Source organism: Burkholderia sp. AU38729 (assembly GCF_020419725.1).
Taxonomy (GTDB): domain Bacteria; phylum Pseudomonadota; class Gammaproteobacteria; order Burkholderiales; family Burkholderiaceae; genus Burkholderia.
Genome location: NZ_JAIZQO010000004.1, coordinates 96961 through 111437, shown reverse-complemented (window position 1 = coordinate 111437; position 14477 = coordinate 96961). Strand labels below are relative to the sequence as shown.

Genomic DNA, 14477 nt, shown 5'->3' with positions numbered 1-14477 from the left:
GATTGGCCCACCTTGCCTGCAAGCGATTCAACGAACGCCTGGGACGCGGGCGAGCCCCCTGGATGCACCGGGCAGTTTCTTGTCGACCATCGCGATGATTTCCGGCCGCGCGTCTCTCGGATGGCCGGAGTGGAACGGCGGCGCGGGATCATATTCGATCACGAGCTGAGTGAGTTCGGCGGCCTGTCGACCGCGCAGCTTCGCCGCCACGCGAAGGGCGAAGTCGATGCCCGCCGTCACGCCGCCGCCGCTCATGAATCGGCCGTTGTCGTCTTCGACGAAGCGATCGGGCACGGGAATGGCGCCGTATTCGGCCAGCTTGTTGACGAAGGCCCAATGGCAGGCGCTTCGCTTGCCGTTGAGAATGCCCGTTGCGGCCAGCACGAGCGAGCCGTTGCAGACGGACGTCACGTGCTTGGCGCTTTCCGCCAGGCGCCGGATCTGCGCTTGATACGCGGGGCGCATCGGCACCGACAGATCGGACCCGCCGGGGACCAGCAGCACGTCCGTCTTGTCGATATCGGCCAGCCGCTCGGTCTTGCCGTACACGACGCCGAATTCGAGCGTCACGTTGCCGCCATCGAGGGTCGCGTAGCGAACGTTCGTATTCGGTAGCCGGTGGAAGACCTCGCTGGGGCCGGCGAAGTCGAGCAACGTGCCGCCGTCGTAATTGACGATCAGGATATCGAGCGGATCGTTCGGGGCAAGTGCGCCGTCATTGACGGTCTGGGCCAGCGCAGGGGGCGCGTGACCAATCAGGGCGCCGCCGCCGAGGACGGCGCCGAGCGTCGCGATGCTGCCGAACTTGAGCACATCGCGGCGTGAACGGCCGGCTCGAGTGAGCGGCGATCCGGAAGCATTGTTTTCGCTATTGTCGGTCAAGATCATTTCTCCTTGCAGGTCGGCCCTGCTGCGAGCGTTACCAGGCTGGGCCGCATGAAATAGCCGCCGCGACCCAAAGCATGGCGGACGTGAGGTCAGATAGGTGGATGAGCCGCGATGACACGCAGGGCGCCGGAATCGGGCGCCGCGCGCTCAAAGCTGCGAGGCGCCGCCGTCGACGACCAGTTCGGTGCCGACGACGTACGAGGATTCGTCGCTGGCGAGATAGAGCGCGGCGTTGGCGATGTCCTCGACGTTGCCCATGCGGCCCACCGGAATGGCGTCGGCGAACTCGGCCTTGCGGTCGCGAACCCATTCGTCCGGCATGCCCCACTTGGTCAGCAGCGGCGTGTCGATCGCACCGGGCGCGATTGCGTTGAAGCGGATTTTCCGGTCGAGAAACTCGTAGGACCAACTGCGGGCAAGCGATCGCACGGCGGCCTTCGCGGCTGCCGTCAACGAGATGCCATGCTTGCCGGTCTGCGCGACGAACGAGGTGTTGAGAATGAAGGACGAACCCTCTCGCAAGTGCGGCAGCACCGCTTGAAGCGTGAACACCACGCCCTTGACGTTGATGTCCATGATCTCGTCGTAGAGCGCATCGTCGATATCGTTGGCTGCGGACGGGAACGCCCAGCCGGCGTTCGCGAACACGATATCCAGGCCGCCGAACTTCTCGCCGACTGCGGCGGCAATCGCCCGCATGTCGTTGAGCGAACGGACATCGCCCTTGAGAACGAGCGCATGCTCGCCGAGTTCGGCCCTCACGCGCTCGAACACCGCCTCGTCGCGGCCCGTCACCGCGACGCGGGCGCCTTCCGCAATGAAACGCTTCGCGGTGGCAAGACCGATGCCACTGGTACCACCGGTGATCAACGCCGACTTGTCTTTAAGCCTCATCTTCTGCTCCTTTCTACGTCGTGATTGATCGGGCCGAAAGCGCAAGACGCGATGGCGTTTGAGCTTTTCCCTGCTCGATCTTCCACGTGCAGTATGGAACGCGAAGCGGATGGCGCAAAGGTCGTATAACCCTCAAAAAACGCCACTTGGATCAGATGGGTGACTCATGGCGGCATCGCACCCTCTGTACACGTGTGGCTTCAGCCTTCGTTCTCGTAAAGCAACTCATACCCGCTGCTCGTCCGCTTGATACGTGCGAACCCGAGTTCCCCCAGATGCATGCCGGCGATCAGCAGGCCGTCCGCGCTGACCTGATCGAGAAGGCGTGACCGCGTAGCAGCCGCCAGCGACGCATCGTGATCGAACGCAATCGAGACGTCCGGTCGCTGAATCTGGATATGCGGGAAATGCACCACGTCCCCCCACACCAGCAGGCCTTGATCGCGGGATTCGAGGACATATCCGGCGTGTCCATCGGTGTGTCCCGGCAGCGGCAGCGCGCGGATGCCGGGGAGCACGTGTCCGTCGTCGAACAGGCGAAGTCGGTCGTCATAGGCATCGAACACCTGGCGCGCCTTCGCAAAGTTGCCGCGAGCCCGCTCACTGGCGCGACTGAGATTTCCGTCGTCCTGCCAGAACTTGACCTCTCGCTGATGCACGACCAGTTCCGCATGTGCAAACACGGCCTGTCCTGCGCCGTTCACCAGCCCACCGACGTGATCGGGATGCGCGTGGGTAAGCAAGATGGTGTCGATCGCTGCGGGTTCGATACCGGCAAGCACCAGGTTCGTTTTGAGCTGGCCACCCCATTGCCTGAACCCGCCAGCCCCACCGTCGACGAGAACGGTGCGGCCCGCTCCGCGTACGACATAGCAATTGATATGGACGGCCGTCGGCTCTTTCTGTCCCGCATCACGCTGCATTTTTGATGCGTCATCCGAATCGATATTCGACAGGAAGTCGAGGCTGGCAGTGAGATATCCATCGCTGATGGCGGTAATCGTGAAATCCCCGACTGGCTGAACGGGAAAGGTTAGGGTGGACATCGTGTTGCTCCGAATCGGCTAGTTGCGAGCGTGAATGGTCGACGCGGTATAACCAAAGCACCGAATGCGCGCGGTGAGGCCGGTGTGGCGAACGATCGCCTGATCCAGCGCGTCCATGAACCGGTTCATGACCTCCGGCGTGCGAGGCGTCCCGACGCGATACCGGATGTCGGCGAAGACGGGATGTCCGTGCCCGTGCCGGACCGCCAGGAAAATGACGTGGACGTTCTTGAGTTCAGCCTCGAGCACCTGCGTGCAGAGTTCGACGCAATCGCGCGACAGCTCGGCAAGGCTTTCGTCAGCGGGCATTCGCGTCGCATCGATCGAGAAAGTGACGTTCGGCATCGCGGTCTACTCCTGTGCAATCGAAAGGGCGCGTGTGCTCGTCAACTGCGCCGTCATCGGCGCGTAAAGGTGAATGCCTTCCGGGAGCGCCTCGACAAGCTGCGCGCTGTTCCGTGGCACGACGGCGAGCCAACGGCGCGCGGGACACTGCTCCAGCGCAACGGCCTGCATGGCCAGCGGTTGGAGGCCCAATCGAATTAGCGAGTCGGGGCCGCCGGCGCTCAGGGCGAGAAGTTCACCGTCCGTTACCGCCGGCGCGAAGCCGATATCGCCGTAGAGATTCCGGTGCCAGTCGGTGATGTGTCGTTGCCACTTCGCGAAATTGCCGCCGCCTTTGCGGCGATATTCATCGCCGGTCAGGACATCGAGGCCGTCGATCGTGTGGATCGCCAGATAAACCGGGCAACCACCGGTGATCGCCTTGAACCGCTGCGACGTGTGAAACCCCGTGACCGAGATCAGCGCGGGCAGCTTTTCAAGGCTGTAGAAGTCGTTCCATTCGGCTTCGCTGTCGAGGTCGGCGAAGCTGCATTCCACGGTGTAGATCATGGGATCGTCCTTTGGGCAGGATGCACATCCATCGGGGAGCGTGTGATGTTCAGTGCGGTAACGTAATGCTAAGCTCGCCATTCCGCGCCTTAAAACGAAATAAAGTCAGCCTTCAGTGATATTTGATCAAGCTGAAGGTGAACACACTCCGACCAACGAGACGCCCATGTCCCGCAAGATCCCAAGCAATTCCGCGCTCCAGGCGTTTGAAGCCGCAGCCCGACACGGCAGCTTTGCCCGAGCCGCCGAGGAGCTGGCGCGGACCGAGGGTGCCGTCAGTCGCCAGATCGGCCGGCTGGAGGCGTTCCTGGGCGTCACGCTGTTCGAGCGGATCGGCAACCGGGTACGGCTGGCGCCGAACGGTGCGCGATACGCGGTGCAGGTTCGCGAGATTCTGGATCGGCTCGAACGGGACAGCCTGTACCTGATGGGGCAGCCGATCGAAGGCGCGAGCCTCGATATCGCCGCTATCCCAACCTTCGCGACGCGCTGGCTGATCCCGCGGCTGAAACATTTCCAGGCGCGGCATCCGAACATCACCGTGCATATCGCCGAGCGGATGGAGCCGTTCCTGCTGGCCGGGAGCGGTTTCGACGCAGCGATTCATTTCGAGCATCCGGCATGGGCGGGGATGCATCTGCATCCGCTGCTGGAGGAGGTGCTGGTGCCCGTCTGCAGTCCGGCGCTGCTCGCCGGCGCCGGGACGAACCCGTCGCTGGATGCGCTGCCGCGTCTTCATCGGCGACAGAATCCCGACGCATGGCAAACCTATGCGCAGGCGGCCGGCATCGTGCTGACCAATTCGGCGGTGGGCGCGCGCTATGACCTTCATTCGATGCTGATCGAAGCGGCGCTGGCCGGCCTGGGTGTCGCGCTGGTGCCGCGCCTGTACATCGACGCGGAACTCGAGCAGGGGCGGCTGGTTGCGCCTTGGCCGGAGAGCGAGGCGGTGACGAAAAACTTCTGCCTCGTGCTGCCCGAACCGATCGAGCTGGCCGACGGGCCGTTGCGGGCCTTCGCGACCTGGATGCTGGATGAAGCGCGGGGATCGGAGCCGGGCGGTAGTGCGTGACGGGCACAGGTGAATGTGCCGGCCTGCGCAACTGGCGCATGGCGCAACGCCTAAACCTGGCAGGATGCACAGTGCAATATCGGTAAGCGAGACGGGATGCGTTGATGCTCGCCGCGCCGAGAGGGCTTAATCCGGCAAAAGTGCCCCGCTGACGCGCCCCGGAACTTGGTCCTGTCCCGCGATCATTGCAATCCGCTGGCCGGCAAGTACAAAGTGGACATGCATGCGGGCGACGAGAATGCCTTCGATGCTTGCTCGCACCACCGTGCGTGACTCGGCCTGGCCGTCCGTCAAAGCTGTTATCGCGCCGATCTCCGCTCCTCTGGCGACGAAACTGCCGACGGGCGCGCTCCACGTCACGATCCCTGTTCGCGTTGCCTTCAGGTGATCGACCGCCTCGAGCGCAGATATGACAGGAGGCTCGCGGTGCGCCGGTGGTCGGCCGTCGACGACGAAGCCCTCGATTCTCAGGAAGTCGATTAGCGCGCCTGCGTCGCAAGCGGCGAGTGTGTCGGACACGTCCCGCTGGCCCCGTAGTTCGACGACCGCGGCGAAACCCTGTCGCGATCCGCATTGCAGGCCGCATCGCCGGAGAGCAGACCATGCGTCGTGAAACGACTGGTCGAACGTGCTGCCACCGGCGCTGTCCTCGAGAAGCAACACGGGAGCATTCAGGCACCGAGATAGCGAGACCGCACGTTGTTCGTGCGCCCAGTTGCCGTACACGTGCATCACGGCAGTTTTGTCGCAGTGCAGATCCAGAACCATGTCGTGCGCAAATGCGCGCCACAGCAAGATCGCTTTCAGATACGAGACCGGATCGCTTCCCTGTTCGGCAGGCCTGGCCATTTCCATCAACCGGTATTTCGCGTCGTCGCGATTCGTCGGGTAGCTTCCGCCTGTGAATTGCCGCACGACTTCCGAACCGATATCGGGGAAGCGGCGATCGAAATTGCCGCTGCCCGCCCAGTCGAACCGACCGGTCAGCGTTCCGCCGACGAACTGTTGCATGCCGACCGGATTGGCCCATGTCATGACGGTGACGCGCCCGGCCAATGCCCGATCGAATTCGAGCGATTCCAACCTCGCCAGAAGATGCTGGATCACGCGAAGCCCCGGCACTTCACCGGCATGCAAGGCCGCCTGGAAATAGACGGAATGTTCCGCATCCTTCGGGCCGAACGTGTACTCGCGCAGTGTCATCCGCGTCCCGGGCGAGAGATCGGGAAGCGGGAGATCCATGATTTCCATGTTTGGTCCTGGCCTGAGACGAATGGGATGCGTGTCGACGAGCGGTCAGAAATCCAGCAGCAAATTGCCGGGATCGCGACCGACGAGCGGGACGTCGCCGGCAATCAGTGCCGCGCGTTGTCCCGGACGCACGAGTTTCTGGAGTTGACGCACAACCATCACGCCGTCAATCGGGCTGACAACCGGAACGCGCGAATTGATCTCCGGACCGTCGAGTCGAACGATCTCGGCAAACGTCTCGCCCGCCGCAATCCGGTCCCCAGGGGTGCGCCGATACACGATCACGCCGGCGCAAGGGCAACGAACGTGGGCCGCGCCTTCCAGCGGAAACGCTTCGGGTGACGCGAGTCCTGCACAGTCGTCGAACGGGTCGGGAAAAGACAGGACACCTTCGGATTCGGCGAAGCGCAGCAATCTTGTGGCATCGGTCGACGCGAGCGCGTCGTTGACGTCCGACTGGCCGCGCAATTCGATCGTCGCGGAAAAACCGCTCGCCTCGCCATCGAACAGGCCTGCCCGCTGCAGTTCGCCCCATGCGCCCGAATGGCTCTGATCGAACGCGCCCCCTCCGGCGCCGGCGGGTTCCAGCAGAACGACCGGGGCATCGACCCACCACGCCACCTTCATTGCGCGTTCACGCTGGAGCGTCGATGCGTAGACGTGGGCGATGGCATCGGTGTCGCAGTGAAGGTCGATGACGATGTCATGCTCGATCGCCAGCCTGGCCAATTCAAGCTTCATCGCGGCCGCCGGGCTCATTGCGTTGCCGCCGTCCAGCAGGCCGCGAAAGAAACGCTTCCACTCGGAACGCGTGAGGCTCGATGCATCGTCTTCGCGCAAACGCTGTGCGACGGCTCGCCCGAGTGCCGGGAAGTTCCTGTTGAAGTTCTCACCGTTCTCGAAATCGAAGCGCCCGACGACAGGGCCAAAGAGCCGCTGCGACAGACCGATCGGATTGGCAAACGGGACGACCGTGACGCAACCGCCGATGCGCCCGTCCCGGTCCAGCGCGTGCAGTGCCTCGAGCATGTGTTGCAGGACAAGCAGGCCGGGATGCTCGTCCGCATGCAGGCCGGCATGGAAATAGATGCTGCGGCCGTGATCGATATTGCCGAACCGGTGCGCCGTCAGGCTGAGCGCAACCCCTGGCGCCGGCGACGGCAGGGGAATCTCGATGCGTCGATAGGTCATGCGTGGTTTCCTCTCGTGTGGTTCGGTGCCGTGGGAGAGCGGGCACCGACCGGGTGCTCGTTCGTCGATCCCCGGCTGGATCCGGGTTCCATGATTGAAAAATGGATTTTTCAGTCTACTATGGACATTTGAGTTTAGGAAGCGGATACTTTGGGCAGGTTGTCCCACAGGAATGTCGGGTCGCAGTGGAATTCGCGATCGGGCAACAGGCGGAAGCCGCCTGCAACGGAGATGTCGCGCCGGATGAAGTGCTGACCTACTCGTTTTCTATACACGCGGCCGATGGCAGACCGCGCAATCCATATCAAAGGAACGGACTGACATGAAAATCAAGGAATTCGGTGTCGAGCGCTGGATGGATCTCTACGAGCACCACTGCGCCTACAACCTTGCGGAAACGTGTGTCGAATCGCTGACCGTCGACCAGCTGCTCACGCTGACCGGTCGTCAGGAGTCCGTACTCGACGACCTGCGGCCGATGAAGCTGACGTACGGCGCGATCGAAGGGACATCCCGGCTGCGCGAGGCGATCGCTCGCACGTATTCGAAGCAGTCGGCGGCGAACGTGATCGTGACGCACGGTGCAATCGGCGGGAATGCATTGATCTACGAAACGCTCGTCGAACCCGGCGACACCGTCGTTTCAGTCATGCCGACTTATCAGCAGCACTACTCGATTCCGGAGAGCTATGGCGCAAACGTCAAGGTCCTGAAGCTTCGCGAAGAGAACGGCTTCTTGCCGGATCTTGCCGAACTCGAGTCGCTCGTCGACGGAAAAACGCGCCTCATCGCCATCAACAACCCGAACAACCCGACAGGATCGCTGATGGACGAAGCCTTTTTGAGCAAGGTCGCGGAGATCGCTCGCCGTTGCGATGCCCATGTCCTCTGCGACGAGGTGTATCGCGGCACGGATCAGGAGGGTAGCGGGTATAGCGCGTCGATCGCGGACCTCTACGAAAAGGGCATCAGCACGGCCAGCATGTCGAAGACCTATTCGCTCGCGGGCTTGCGTCTGGGCTGGATTGCCGGTCCGACCGACCTGATTCAGGCAGTCGCCGTCCATCGCGACTACAACACCATCAGCGTGGGGATGATCGACGACTACTTCGCCACCCTGGCGCTCGAGCACCGCGATGCGATCATGAAGCGCAATCTCGATATCGTCCGCACCAATCTCGCGATCCTCGAGGCGTGGGTCGACCGGGAGCCCGCGATTTCCTGGATCAAGCCGAAATCGGGCACGACTGCGCTCCTGAAATATGCGTTCGACATGCCGTCGCGTGAGTTCTGTGTTGAATTGCTGGAGGCGACGGGTGTGATGTTCACGCCCGGGAGCGCGCTCGAGATGGAAGGTTACATCCGCATCGGTTATGCAAACCACCGGGATGTCCTCGAGAAGGGGCTGGCACGCGTATCGGATTACCTGCGGACGAAGGCAAGCTGACGGGCACGGGTATCGATCCGCGGATACCGGTGCCGAGGCGGCGCCGGATCCTTCATTCGAGCCCGACTAAAAAGTACATGACGATCAATCGACGTCGACGGCAAGGCGGTCGGTCATTCCGGTCTCTTGCCTGAAGACGCGACGTGCTCGCTGCACCGATCGTTGCATGGACCCAACCTGGTGTGAGGAGACGGTGATGAGGAAGCAAGGTGTTCGGGCGGTGTTCGCGGTTGCGCTTGCGGCGATGGCGATGTGGGGAGAAGGGGTTCAAGCGGAAGGCGTCAAGACCATTCGGTTCGGCCTGGAAGCCGCGTACCCCCCGTTCGAATCAAAGGCGACGTCCGGACAGCTCGAGGGCTTCGACATCGACCTCGGGAATGCGCTCTGCGCACAACTGAAGGCGAAATGCGTGTGGGTGGAGAATGCCTACGACGGCTTGATTCCCGCGTTGCAGGCGCGCAAGTTCGACGCAATCGATTCGGCGATGAACATCAATGCGAAACGGGCCGAACAGGTGGATTTCACGGTGCCGCTGTATCTGACGCCGGCCCAGCTCGTCGCGCGCAAGGGCAGCGCGCTGCGGCCGACGCCCGAGGCACTCGCGGGGCATAGCGTCGGCGTGCTGCAGGGGTCGATCCAGGAGCAGTATGCGAAGCAGATGTGGGCGCCGAAGCATGTGAGCGTCCAGAGCTATCAGACCCAGGACGAGGTGTATGCGGACCTGGTGATGGGGCGTATCGACGCGACGTTCGTGGACGCGACGGCGGCGAGCCTCGGGTTCCTGAGCAAACCGAACGGAAAGGATTTCGCATTCGCCGGGAACCCCGTCAATGATGCGAAAATCATCGGCACGGGTGTCGGCATTGCGGTGCGCAGGGGCGACCACCCGCTTCGCGAGGCGCTCAATGGGGCATTTGCCGAACTCAAGCGCAACGGCACCTATCAGCAGCTTCTGAAAAAGTATTTTACGGTGGACCTGGCAGTGCATTGACCGGAGACGGACGTGCACTGCGTCAGGTCTGCATCGATTCGGAAAAACAGACATGAGCAGAGCACCATCGCCCGCCAACGGATCCACCGGCAAGACGGGCGATCGAACCAGGACGAGCGCGACGAAGCGCGGCAAACGGCAGGCGGGTACGGGGCAGGTTGCCCCGCACCACGCGGTTGCCGATGCGATCGCGCTACTGTTCCAGCCTTATACGGAAGTCGTGCTGCACGACCTCTCGACGCAAACGGTCGCATACGTTGCGAACAATTTGTCCAAGCGGGAGGTGGGCGACGATTCGGCACTCGAGGAAATCGGTTTCGACGAACAGGAGAATGTGATCGGCCCGTACGAAAAGCTCGGCTGGGACGGTCGCAAGATCCGCTCGATCAGTGCCGTGTTGCGGACCGAGTCGGGTGAGCCTGTCGGGGTCATGTGCATCAATTTTCACCAGGCCGCGCTCGATCAGGCAAAGCAGGCACTCGAACTATTGCTGTCGAGCGCGGTGCTGCAGCCGCAACCGGAGAAGCTGTTCCGCGACGATTGGCAGGATCGGGTGAATGTCTTCCTCGATCACTGGCTGCAGGAGCGCAAGCTCACGTTGTCGATGCTGACACGAGAGCATAAGCGTGAACTCGTCGCGGCGTTGTATGCGGAAGGCGCATTCAACGGAAAGAGCGCCGCGAACTATGTCGCAAAGGTCCTGGCGTTGGGGCGCGCGACGATCTTCAACTATCTGAAGGAGCTCAGAGGTGAAGGGTGACGGAGCGTTTGTTTGACCGGATCGAGGAAGCACATCGCGCGATTCGCCCTCAGGCGGCGGTGACGCCCCTGACGTTCAGCCCGATGCTGTCCGCGGTCTCCGGGTGTCGCGGATATCTGAAGTGCGAGCACCTGCAACATGCAGGCTCGTTCACGTTTCGCGGCGCCACGAACCCGGTGCGGCTCCCGGATGCGAAGACGCGGCGAAACGGCAAGACCACTGGGGCTTCACCGGAAGCGTTTTCATCGGTCTTCCCCTGTCCTGACGAAAATCAGTTCGACGAGTCAGTCAGCGTTCTCCATTAAACTCGCCGGCACCGAAGCGCGTCGGCCACACGGATTATGTCGTTGGCGCGCGACAAATGGCATTGTGCCGACAAGCGGGGGGATTCTCGATGAAACCGATTCCGGTGCTCGTATGCCGATCGCCGATTATTCACGTTTCAAACGGATTCGCGTGCCGGCGGCCCGTGCGGCGCGGTTCTCGCCGGTGAGCGCGACGTGCCCGCCCCGTCGTGTCCAGACAGGGGATTCATGGATTGAATGCGCGCCGATTCAAAAGATAAATTTTGGAAAGACTCTGGCACGGGATATGCTTGACGGGTTTTATCCGATCGGAACGTACGCCGGATATTCGTCGGCATAATCAGGCAAGAGCACGAACGGGTTTGCTCTGACAAGACCATCGATTAGAGGATCGATCGTTTGTGAAATCCGCGCGGGAGTGCCAAGCTGCGCGCGGAGCAAGGTCGTACACGGATTGAGTTGGGTGACGTGAAACGCAGGCCGTAATTCCTCGCGACGGCCACTACTGACAGTTCAGGATATGACATTACTGATTGGGGTCCCTCTGGAGACGGCCCACGAGGAGCGGCGCGTAGCGACCGTTCCCGACGTGGTCGAAAAGCTGATCAAGCTCGGGTTCTCGGTGGCCGTGCAAAGCGGTGCCGGCACCGGCGCGAACTTCAGCGATGACGACTACCGCACGGCCGGCGCCGACGTCGTGGCCACGGCCGCCGATCTATGGGGCCGCAGCGACATCGTCCTCAAGGTGCGGCCGCCGAGCAGCGACGAAGTCGCGCTGATGCGCGAGGGCGGCACGCTGATCGGCTTCGTCTGGCCGGCCCAGAACCCTGAACTGATGCAGCAGCTGGCCGCGAAGCGGGCCACGGTGCTGGCGATCGATTCGCTGCCGCGCACGCTGTCGCGCGCGCAGAAGATGGATGCACTCACGTCGATGGCCGGCGTGAGCGGCTACCGCGCCGTCATCGAGGCGGCCCATGCGTTCGGCCGCTACTTCAACGGGCAGATCACGGCCGCGGGCAAGGTGCCGCCGGCCAAGGTGTTCATCGCCGGCGCGGGCGTCGCCGGCCTCGCGGCGATCGGCACGGCCGCGGGCCTCGGCGCGATCGTGCGCGCCAACGACACGCGCGCGGAAGTGGCCGACCAGGTCAAGTCGCTGGGCGGCGAATTCGTCAAGGTCGACTACGAGGAGGAAGGCTCGGGCGGCGGCGGTTACGCAAAGGTGATGAGCGAAGGCTTCCAGCAGGCGCAGCGCGCGATGTACGCGCAGCAGGCCAAGGAAGCGGACATCATCATCACCACCGCGCTGATTCCCGGCAAGCCGGCGCCGAAGCTGATCACGGCCGAGATGGTGCAGTCGATGAAGCCGGGCAGCGTGATCGTCGACATGGCCGGCGAACAAGGCGGCAACTGCGAACTGACGGTGCCGGGCGAAGCCGTGGTGCGTCATGGCGTGACCATCGTCGGCTATACGGATCTCGCGTCGCGCCTGGCACGACAGTCGTCGACGCTGTATGCGACCAACCTGCTGCGCGTGGTCGAGGAGCTGTGCAAGGGCAAGGACGGCACGATCAACGTCGACTTCAACGACGACGCGATCCGCGGCCTCACGGTCGTCAAGGAAGGCAACGTCACCTGGCCGCCGCCGCCGATCCAGCAGCCGGCCGCCGCCCCGAAACCCGCCACGCCGCCGGTCGCGGCAACAGCGTCCAAGGGCCACGGCCACGGCAGCGGCGCGCCGATGTCGGCGAAGTCGCTCGCCATCACGTTCGCTGTCGGCGCACTGGTGTTCCTGCTGGTCGGCCAGTTCGCGCCGGCCACGTTCCTCGCGCACTTCACGGTGTTCGTGCTGGCCTGCTTCGTCGGCTACATGGTGATCTGGAACGTCACGCCGTCGCTGCATACGCCGCTGATGAGCGTCACCAATGCGATCTCGTCGATCATCGCGATCGGCGCGCTCGTACAGGTCGCGCCGCCGTTGGGCGACGCGGCGGCGGAGGGCCGTCCGTCCGGGCTGATCCTGGGCCTGGCGGTGGGCGCGCTGACGCTCACGGCCGTCAACATGTTCGGCGGCTTCGCGGTGACGCGTCGCATGCTGGCGATGTTCCGCAAGTAAGGAGACGATAACAATGACTTCCAATCTGACTACCGTCTCCTATATCGGCGCGGCCATCCTCTTCATCCTCAGCCTCGGCGGGCTGGCGAACCCCGAAACCGCACGGCGCGGCAACCTGCTCGGCATGATCGGCATGCTGATCGCCGTGCTCGCCACGGTGCTCGGCCCGCGCGTGTCGGCCGAGGGTATTCCGTACATCGTGGCGGCGCTGGTCGTCGGCGGCGCGGTGGGGCTCTACGCCGCGAAGAAGGTGCAGATGACGCAGATGCCCGAGCTGGTCGCGCTGATGCACAGCCTGGTCGGCCTGGCGGCGTGCCTGGTGGGCTTCGCGAGCTACATCGATACGTCGGTGCAGTACACGGGCGCGGAGCACGCGATCCACGAAGTGGAAATTTATGTCGGGATCCTGATCGGTGCGGTGACCTTCGCGGGCTCGGTGATCGCGTTCGGCAAGCTCTCCGGCAAGATCGGCGGCAAGCCGTTGCTGCTGCCAGCGCGGCACTGGCTCAACCTGGCCGCGCTGGTGGTGGTGATCGTGTTCGGCCGCGCGTTCCTGCATGCGGAGACGGTCCAGGACGGCATGACGCCGCTCATCGTGATGACGGTGGTGTCGCTGCTGTTCGGCGTGCACATGGTGATGGCGATCGGCGGCGCGGACATGCCCGTCGTGGTGTCGATGCTCAACAGCTACTCGGGCTGGGCGGCGGCGGCTACCGGCTTCATGCTCGGCAACGACCTGCTGATCGTGATCGGCGCGCTGGTGGGCTCGTCGGGCGCGATCCTGTCGTACATCATGTGCCGCGCGATGAACCGCAACTTCATCAGCGTGATTGCCGGCGGCTTCGGCACCGGCAGCGGTGCGCCCGCGGCGGCCGGCGGCAGTGCGCAGCCGGCCGGCGAAGTGGTGGCGGTGAGCGCGCTGGAGACGGCCGAGCTGCTGCGCGACGCGAAGAGCGTGATCATCGTGCCGGGGTACGGGATGGCCGTGGCGCAAGCGCAGCACACCGTGCACGAACTCACGAAGGTGCTGCGCGAGAAGGGCGTCGACGTGCGTTTCGCGATCCATCCGGTGGCCGGGCGCATGCCGGGGCACATGAACGTGCTGCTCGCCGAGGCGAAGGTGCCTTACGACATCGTGATGGAGATGGACGAGATCAACGGCGACTTCCCCGAAGCCGACGTGTCGATGGTGATCGGCGCGAACGACATCGTGAACCCGGCGGCGCAGGAAGATCCGGCGAGCCCGATCGCCGGCATGCCGGTGCTCGAGGTGTGGAAGGCCAAGACCTCGATCGTGATGAAGCGCAGCATGGCGTCCGGCTATGCGGGCGTCGACAATCCGCTGTTCTACAAGGACAACAACCGGATGCTGTTCGGCGACGCGAAGAAGATGCTGGACGAGGTGTTCGGGGCGTTGAAGGCCTGACGGGGCGCATGGCCGGGCGTATGCGCGGGGCGAACGATAACCGGCTGGGGTGTCGGACAGTCGGTTGATCGAGGCTCCGCGCACCGGCCGTGCGTATCGCGAAGGTCACGGAAGTGCGAGGCGGGAGGGGGCCGTTTCGCACGTCCTTGCGGTAAAAGACGGCGATCGATTGTCGCTGCGTCGTTCTCCCTCCAACCAT

General features: G+C 63.5%; 14 protein-coding genes. 7 read left to right on the top strand and 7 right to left on the bottom strand.

Annotated features, from left to right (window positions below):
* Nucleotides 1–27: 27 nt before the first annotated feature.
* The 5 genes from LGM56_RS12835 to LGM56_RS12815 form a co-directional block, all read right to left on the bottom strand.
* Complete coding sequence (locus tag LGM56_RS12835) at nt 28–882, bottom strand: DJ-1/PfpI family protein (RefSeq protein WP_226204876.1); 855 nt, start codon at nt 880–882, stop codon at nt 28–30.
* Between the two features lie 153 nt (nt 883–1035).
* Nucleotides 1036–1782 carry a glucose 1-dehydrogenase gene (locus LGM56_RS12830; protein WP_226204875.1) on the bottom strand — a complete coding sequence of 249 codons (747 nt, stop codon included), beginning with the start codon at nt 1780–1782 and terminating at the stop codon, nt 1036–1038.
* Nucleotides 1783–1982: 200 nt separating this feature from the next.
* The gene (locus LGM56_RS12825; protein ID WP_226204874.1) at nt 1983–2828 is read right to left on the bottom strand and encodes an MBL fold metallo-hydrolase; all 846 of its coding nucleotides are present in this window, start codon (nt 2826–2828) and stop codon (nt 1983–1985) included.
* Between the two features lie 18 nt (nt 2829–2846).
* The gene (locus LGM56_RS12820; RefSeq protein ID WP_226204872.1) at nt 2847–3173 is read right to left on the bottom strand and encodes a hypothetical protein; all 327 of its coding nucleotides are present in this window, start codon (nt 3171–3173) and stop codon (nt 2847–2849) included.
* Between the two features lie 6 nt (nt 3174–3179).
* Complete coding sequence (locus tag LGM56_RS12815; RefSeq protein WP_226204870.1) at nt 3180–3722, bottom strand: sugar ABC transporter; 543 nt, start codon at nt 3720–3722, stop codon at nt 3180–3182.
* Nucleotides 3723–3888: 166 nt separating this feature from the next.
* Here LGM56_RS12815 and LGM56_RS12810 point away from each other — a divergent pair, with 166 nt between their 5' ends.
* Complete coding sequence (locus LGM56_RS12810; RefSeq protein WP_226204868.1) at nt 3889–4794, top strand: LysR substrate-binding domain-containing protein; 906 nt, start codon at nt 3889–3891, stop codon at nt 4792–4794.
* Nucleotides 4795–4920: 126 nt separating this feature from the next.
* Here the strand turns inward: LGM56_RS12810 and LGM56_RS12805 are convergent, their stop codons facing one another.
* Nucleotides 4921–6045 carry a succinylglutamate desuccinylase/aspartoacylase family protein gene (locus LGM56_RS12805; protein ID WP_226204866.1) on the bottom strand — a complete coding sequence of 375 codons (1125 nt, stop codon included), beginning with the start codon at nt 6043–6045 and terminating at the stop codon, nt 4921–4923.
* Between the two features lie 45 nt (nt 6046–6090).
* A complete protein-coding gene (locus tag LGM56_RS12800) occupies nt 6091–7236 on the bottom strand; it encodes a succinylglutamate desuccinylase/aspartoacylase family protein (RefSeq protein WP_226204864.1) in 1146 nt (381 codons plus the stop codon).
* 322 nt (nt 7237–7558) lie between these two features.
* On the opposite strand from LGM56_RS12800, the gene LGM56_RS12795 reads away from it, so the two are divergent.
* The 6 genes from LGM56_RS12795 (at nt 7559) to pntB (ending at nt 14278) form a co-directional block, all read left to right on the top strand.
* Nucleotides 7559–8683, top strand: coding sequence for an aminotransferase (locus tag LGM56_RS12795; protein ID WP_226204862.1), 1125 nt, complete (start codon nt 7559–7561; stop codon nt 8681–8683).
* Between the two features lie 196 nt (nt 8684–8879).
* Nucleotides 8880–9674, top strand: a complete 795-nt coding sequence (locus tag LGM56_RS12790) for an ABC transporter substrate-binding protein (RefSeq protein WP_226204861.1) — start codon at nt 8880–8882, stop codon at nt 9672–9674.
* A 52-nt stretch (nt 9675–9726) separates the two neighbouring features.
* Nucleotides 9727–10434, top strand: coding sequence for a transcriptional regulator (locus LGM56_RS12785; RefSeq protein ID WP_089444341.1), 708 nt, complete (start codon nt 9727–9729; stop codon nt 10432–10434).
* The gene (locus LGM56_RS12780) at nt 10431–10739 is read left to right on the top strand and encodes a hypothetical protein (protein WP_226204860.1); all 309 of its coding nucleotides are present in this window, start codon (nt 10431–10433) and stop codon (nt 10737–10739) included. The genes LGM56_RS12785 and LGM56_RS12780 overlap by 4 nt, the downstream gene beginning before the upstream one ends.
* Nucleotides 10740–11259: 520 nt before the next feature.
* Entirely contained in the window at nt 11260–12852 is a 1593-nt protein-coding gene (locus tag LGM56_RS12775; RefSeq protein ID WP_226204859.1) for a Re/Si-specific NAD(P)(+) transhydrogenase subunit alpha, read from the top strand.
* 13 nt (nt 12853–12865) lie between these two features.
* Nucleotides 12866–14278 carry a Re/Si-specific NAD(P)(+) transhydrogenase subunit beta gene (gene pntB, locus LGM56_RS12770; protein WP_089459460.1) on the top strand — a complete coding sequence of 471 codons (1413 nt, stop codon included), beginning with the start codon at nt 12866–12868 and terminating at the stop codon, nt 14276–14278.
* Nucleotides 14279–14477: the final 199 nt, after the last annotated feature.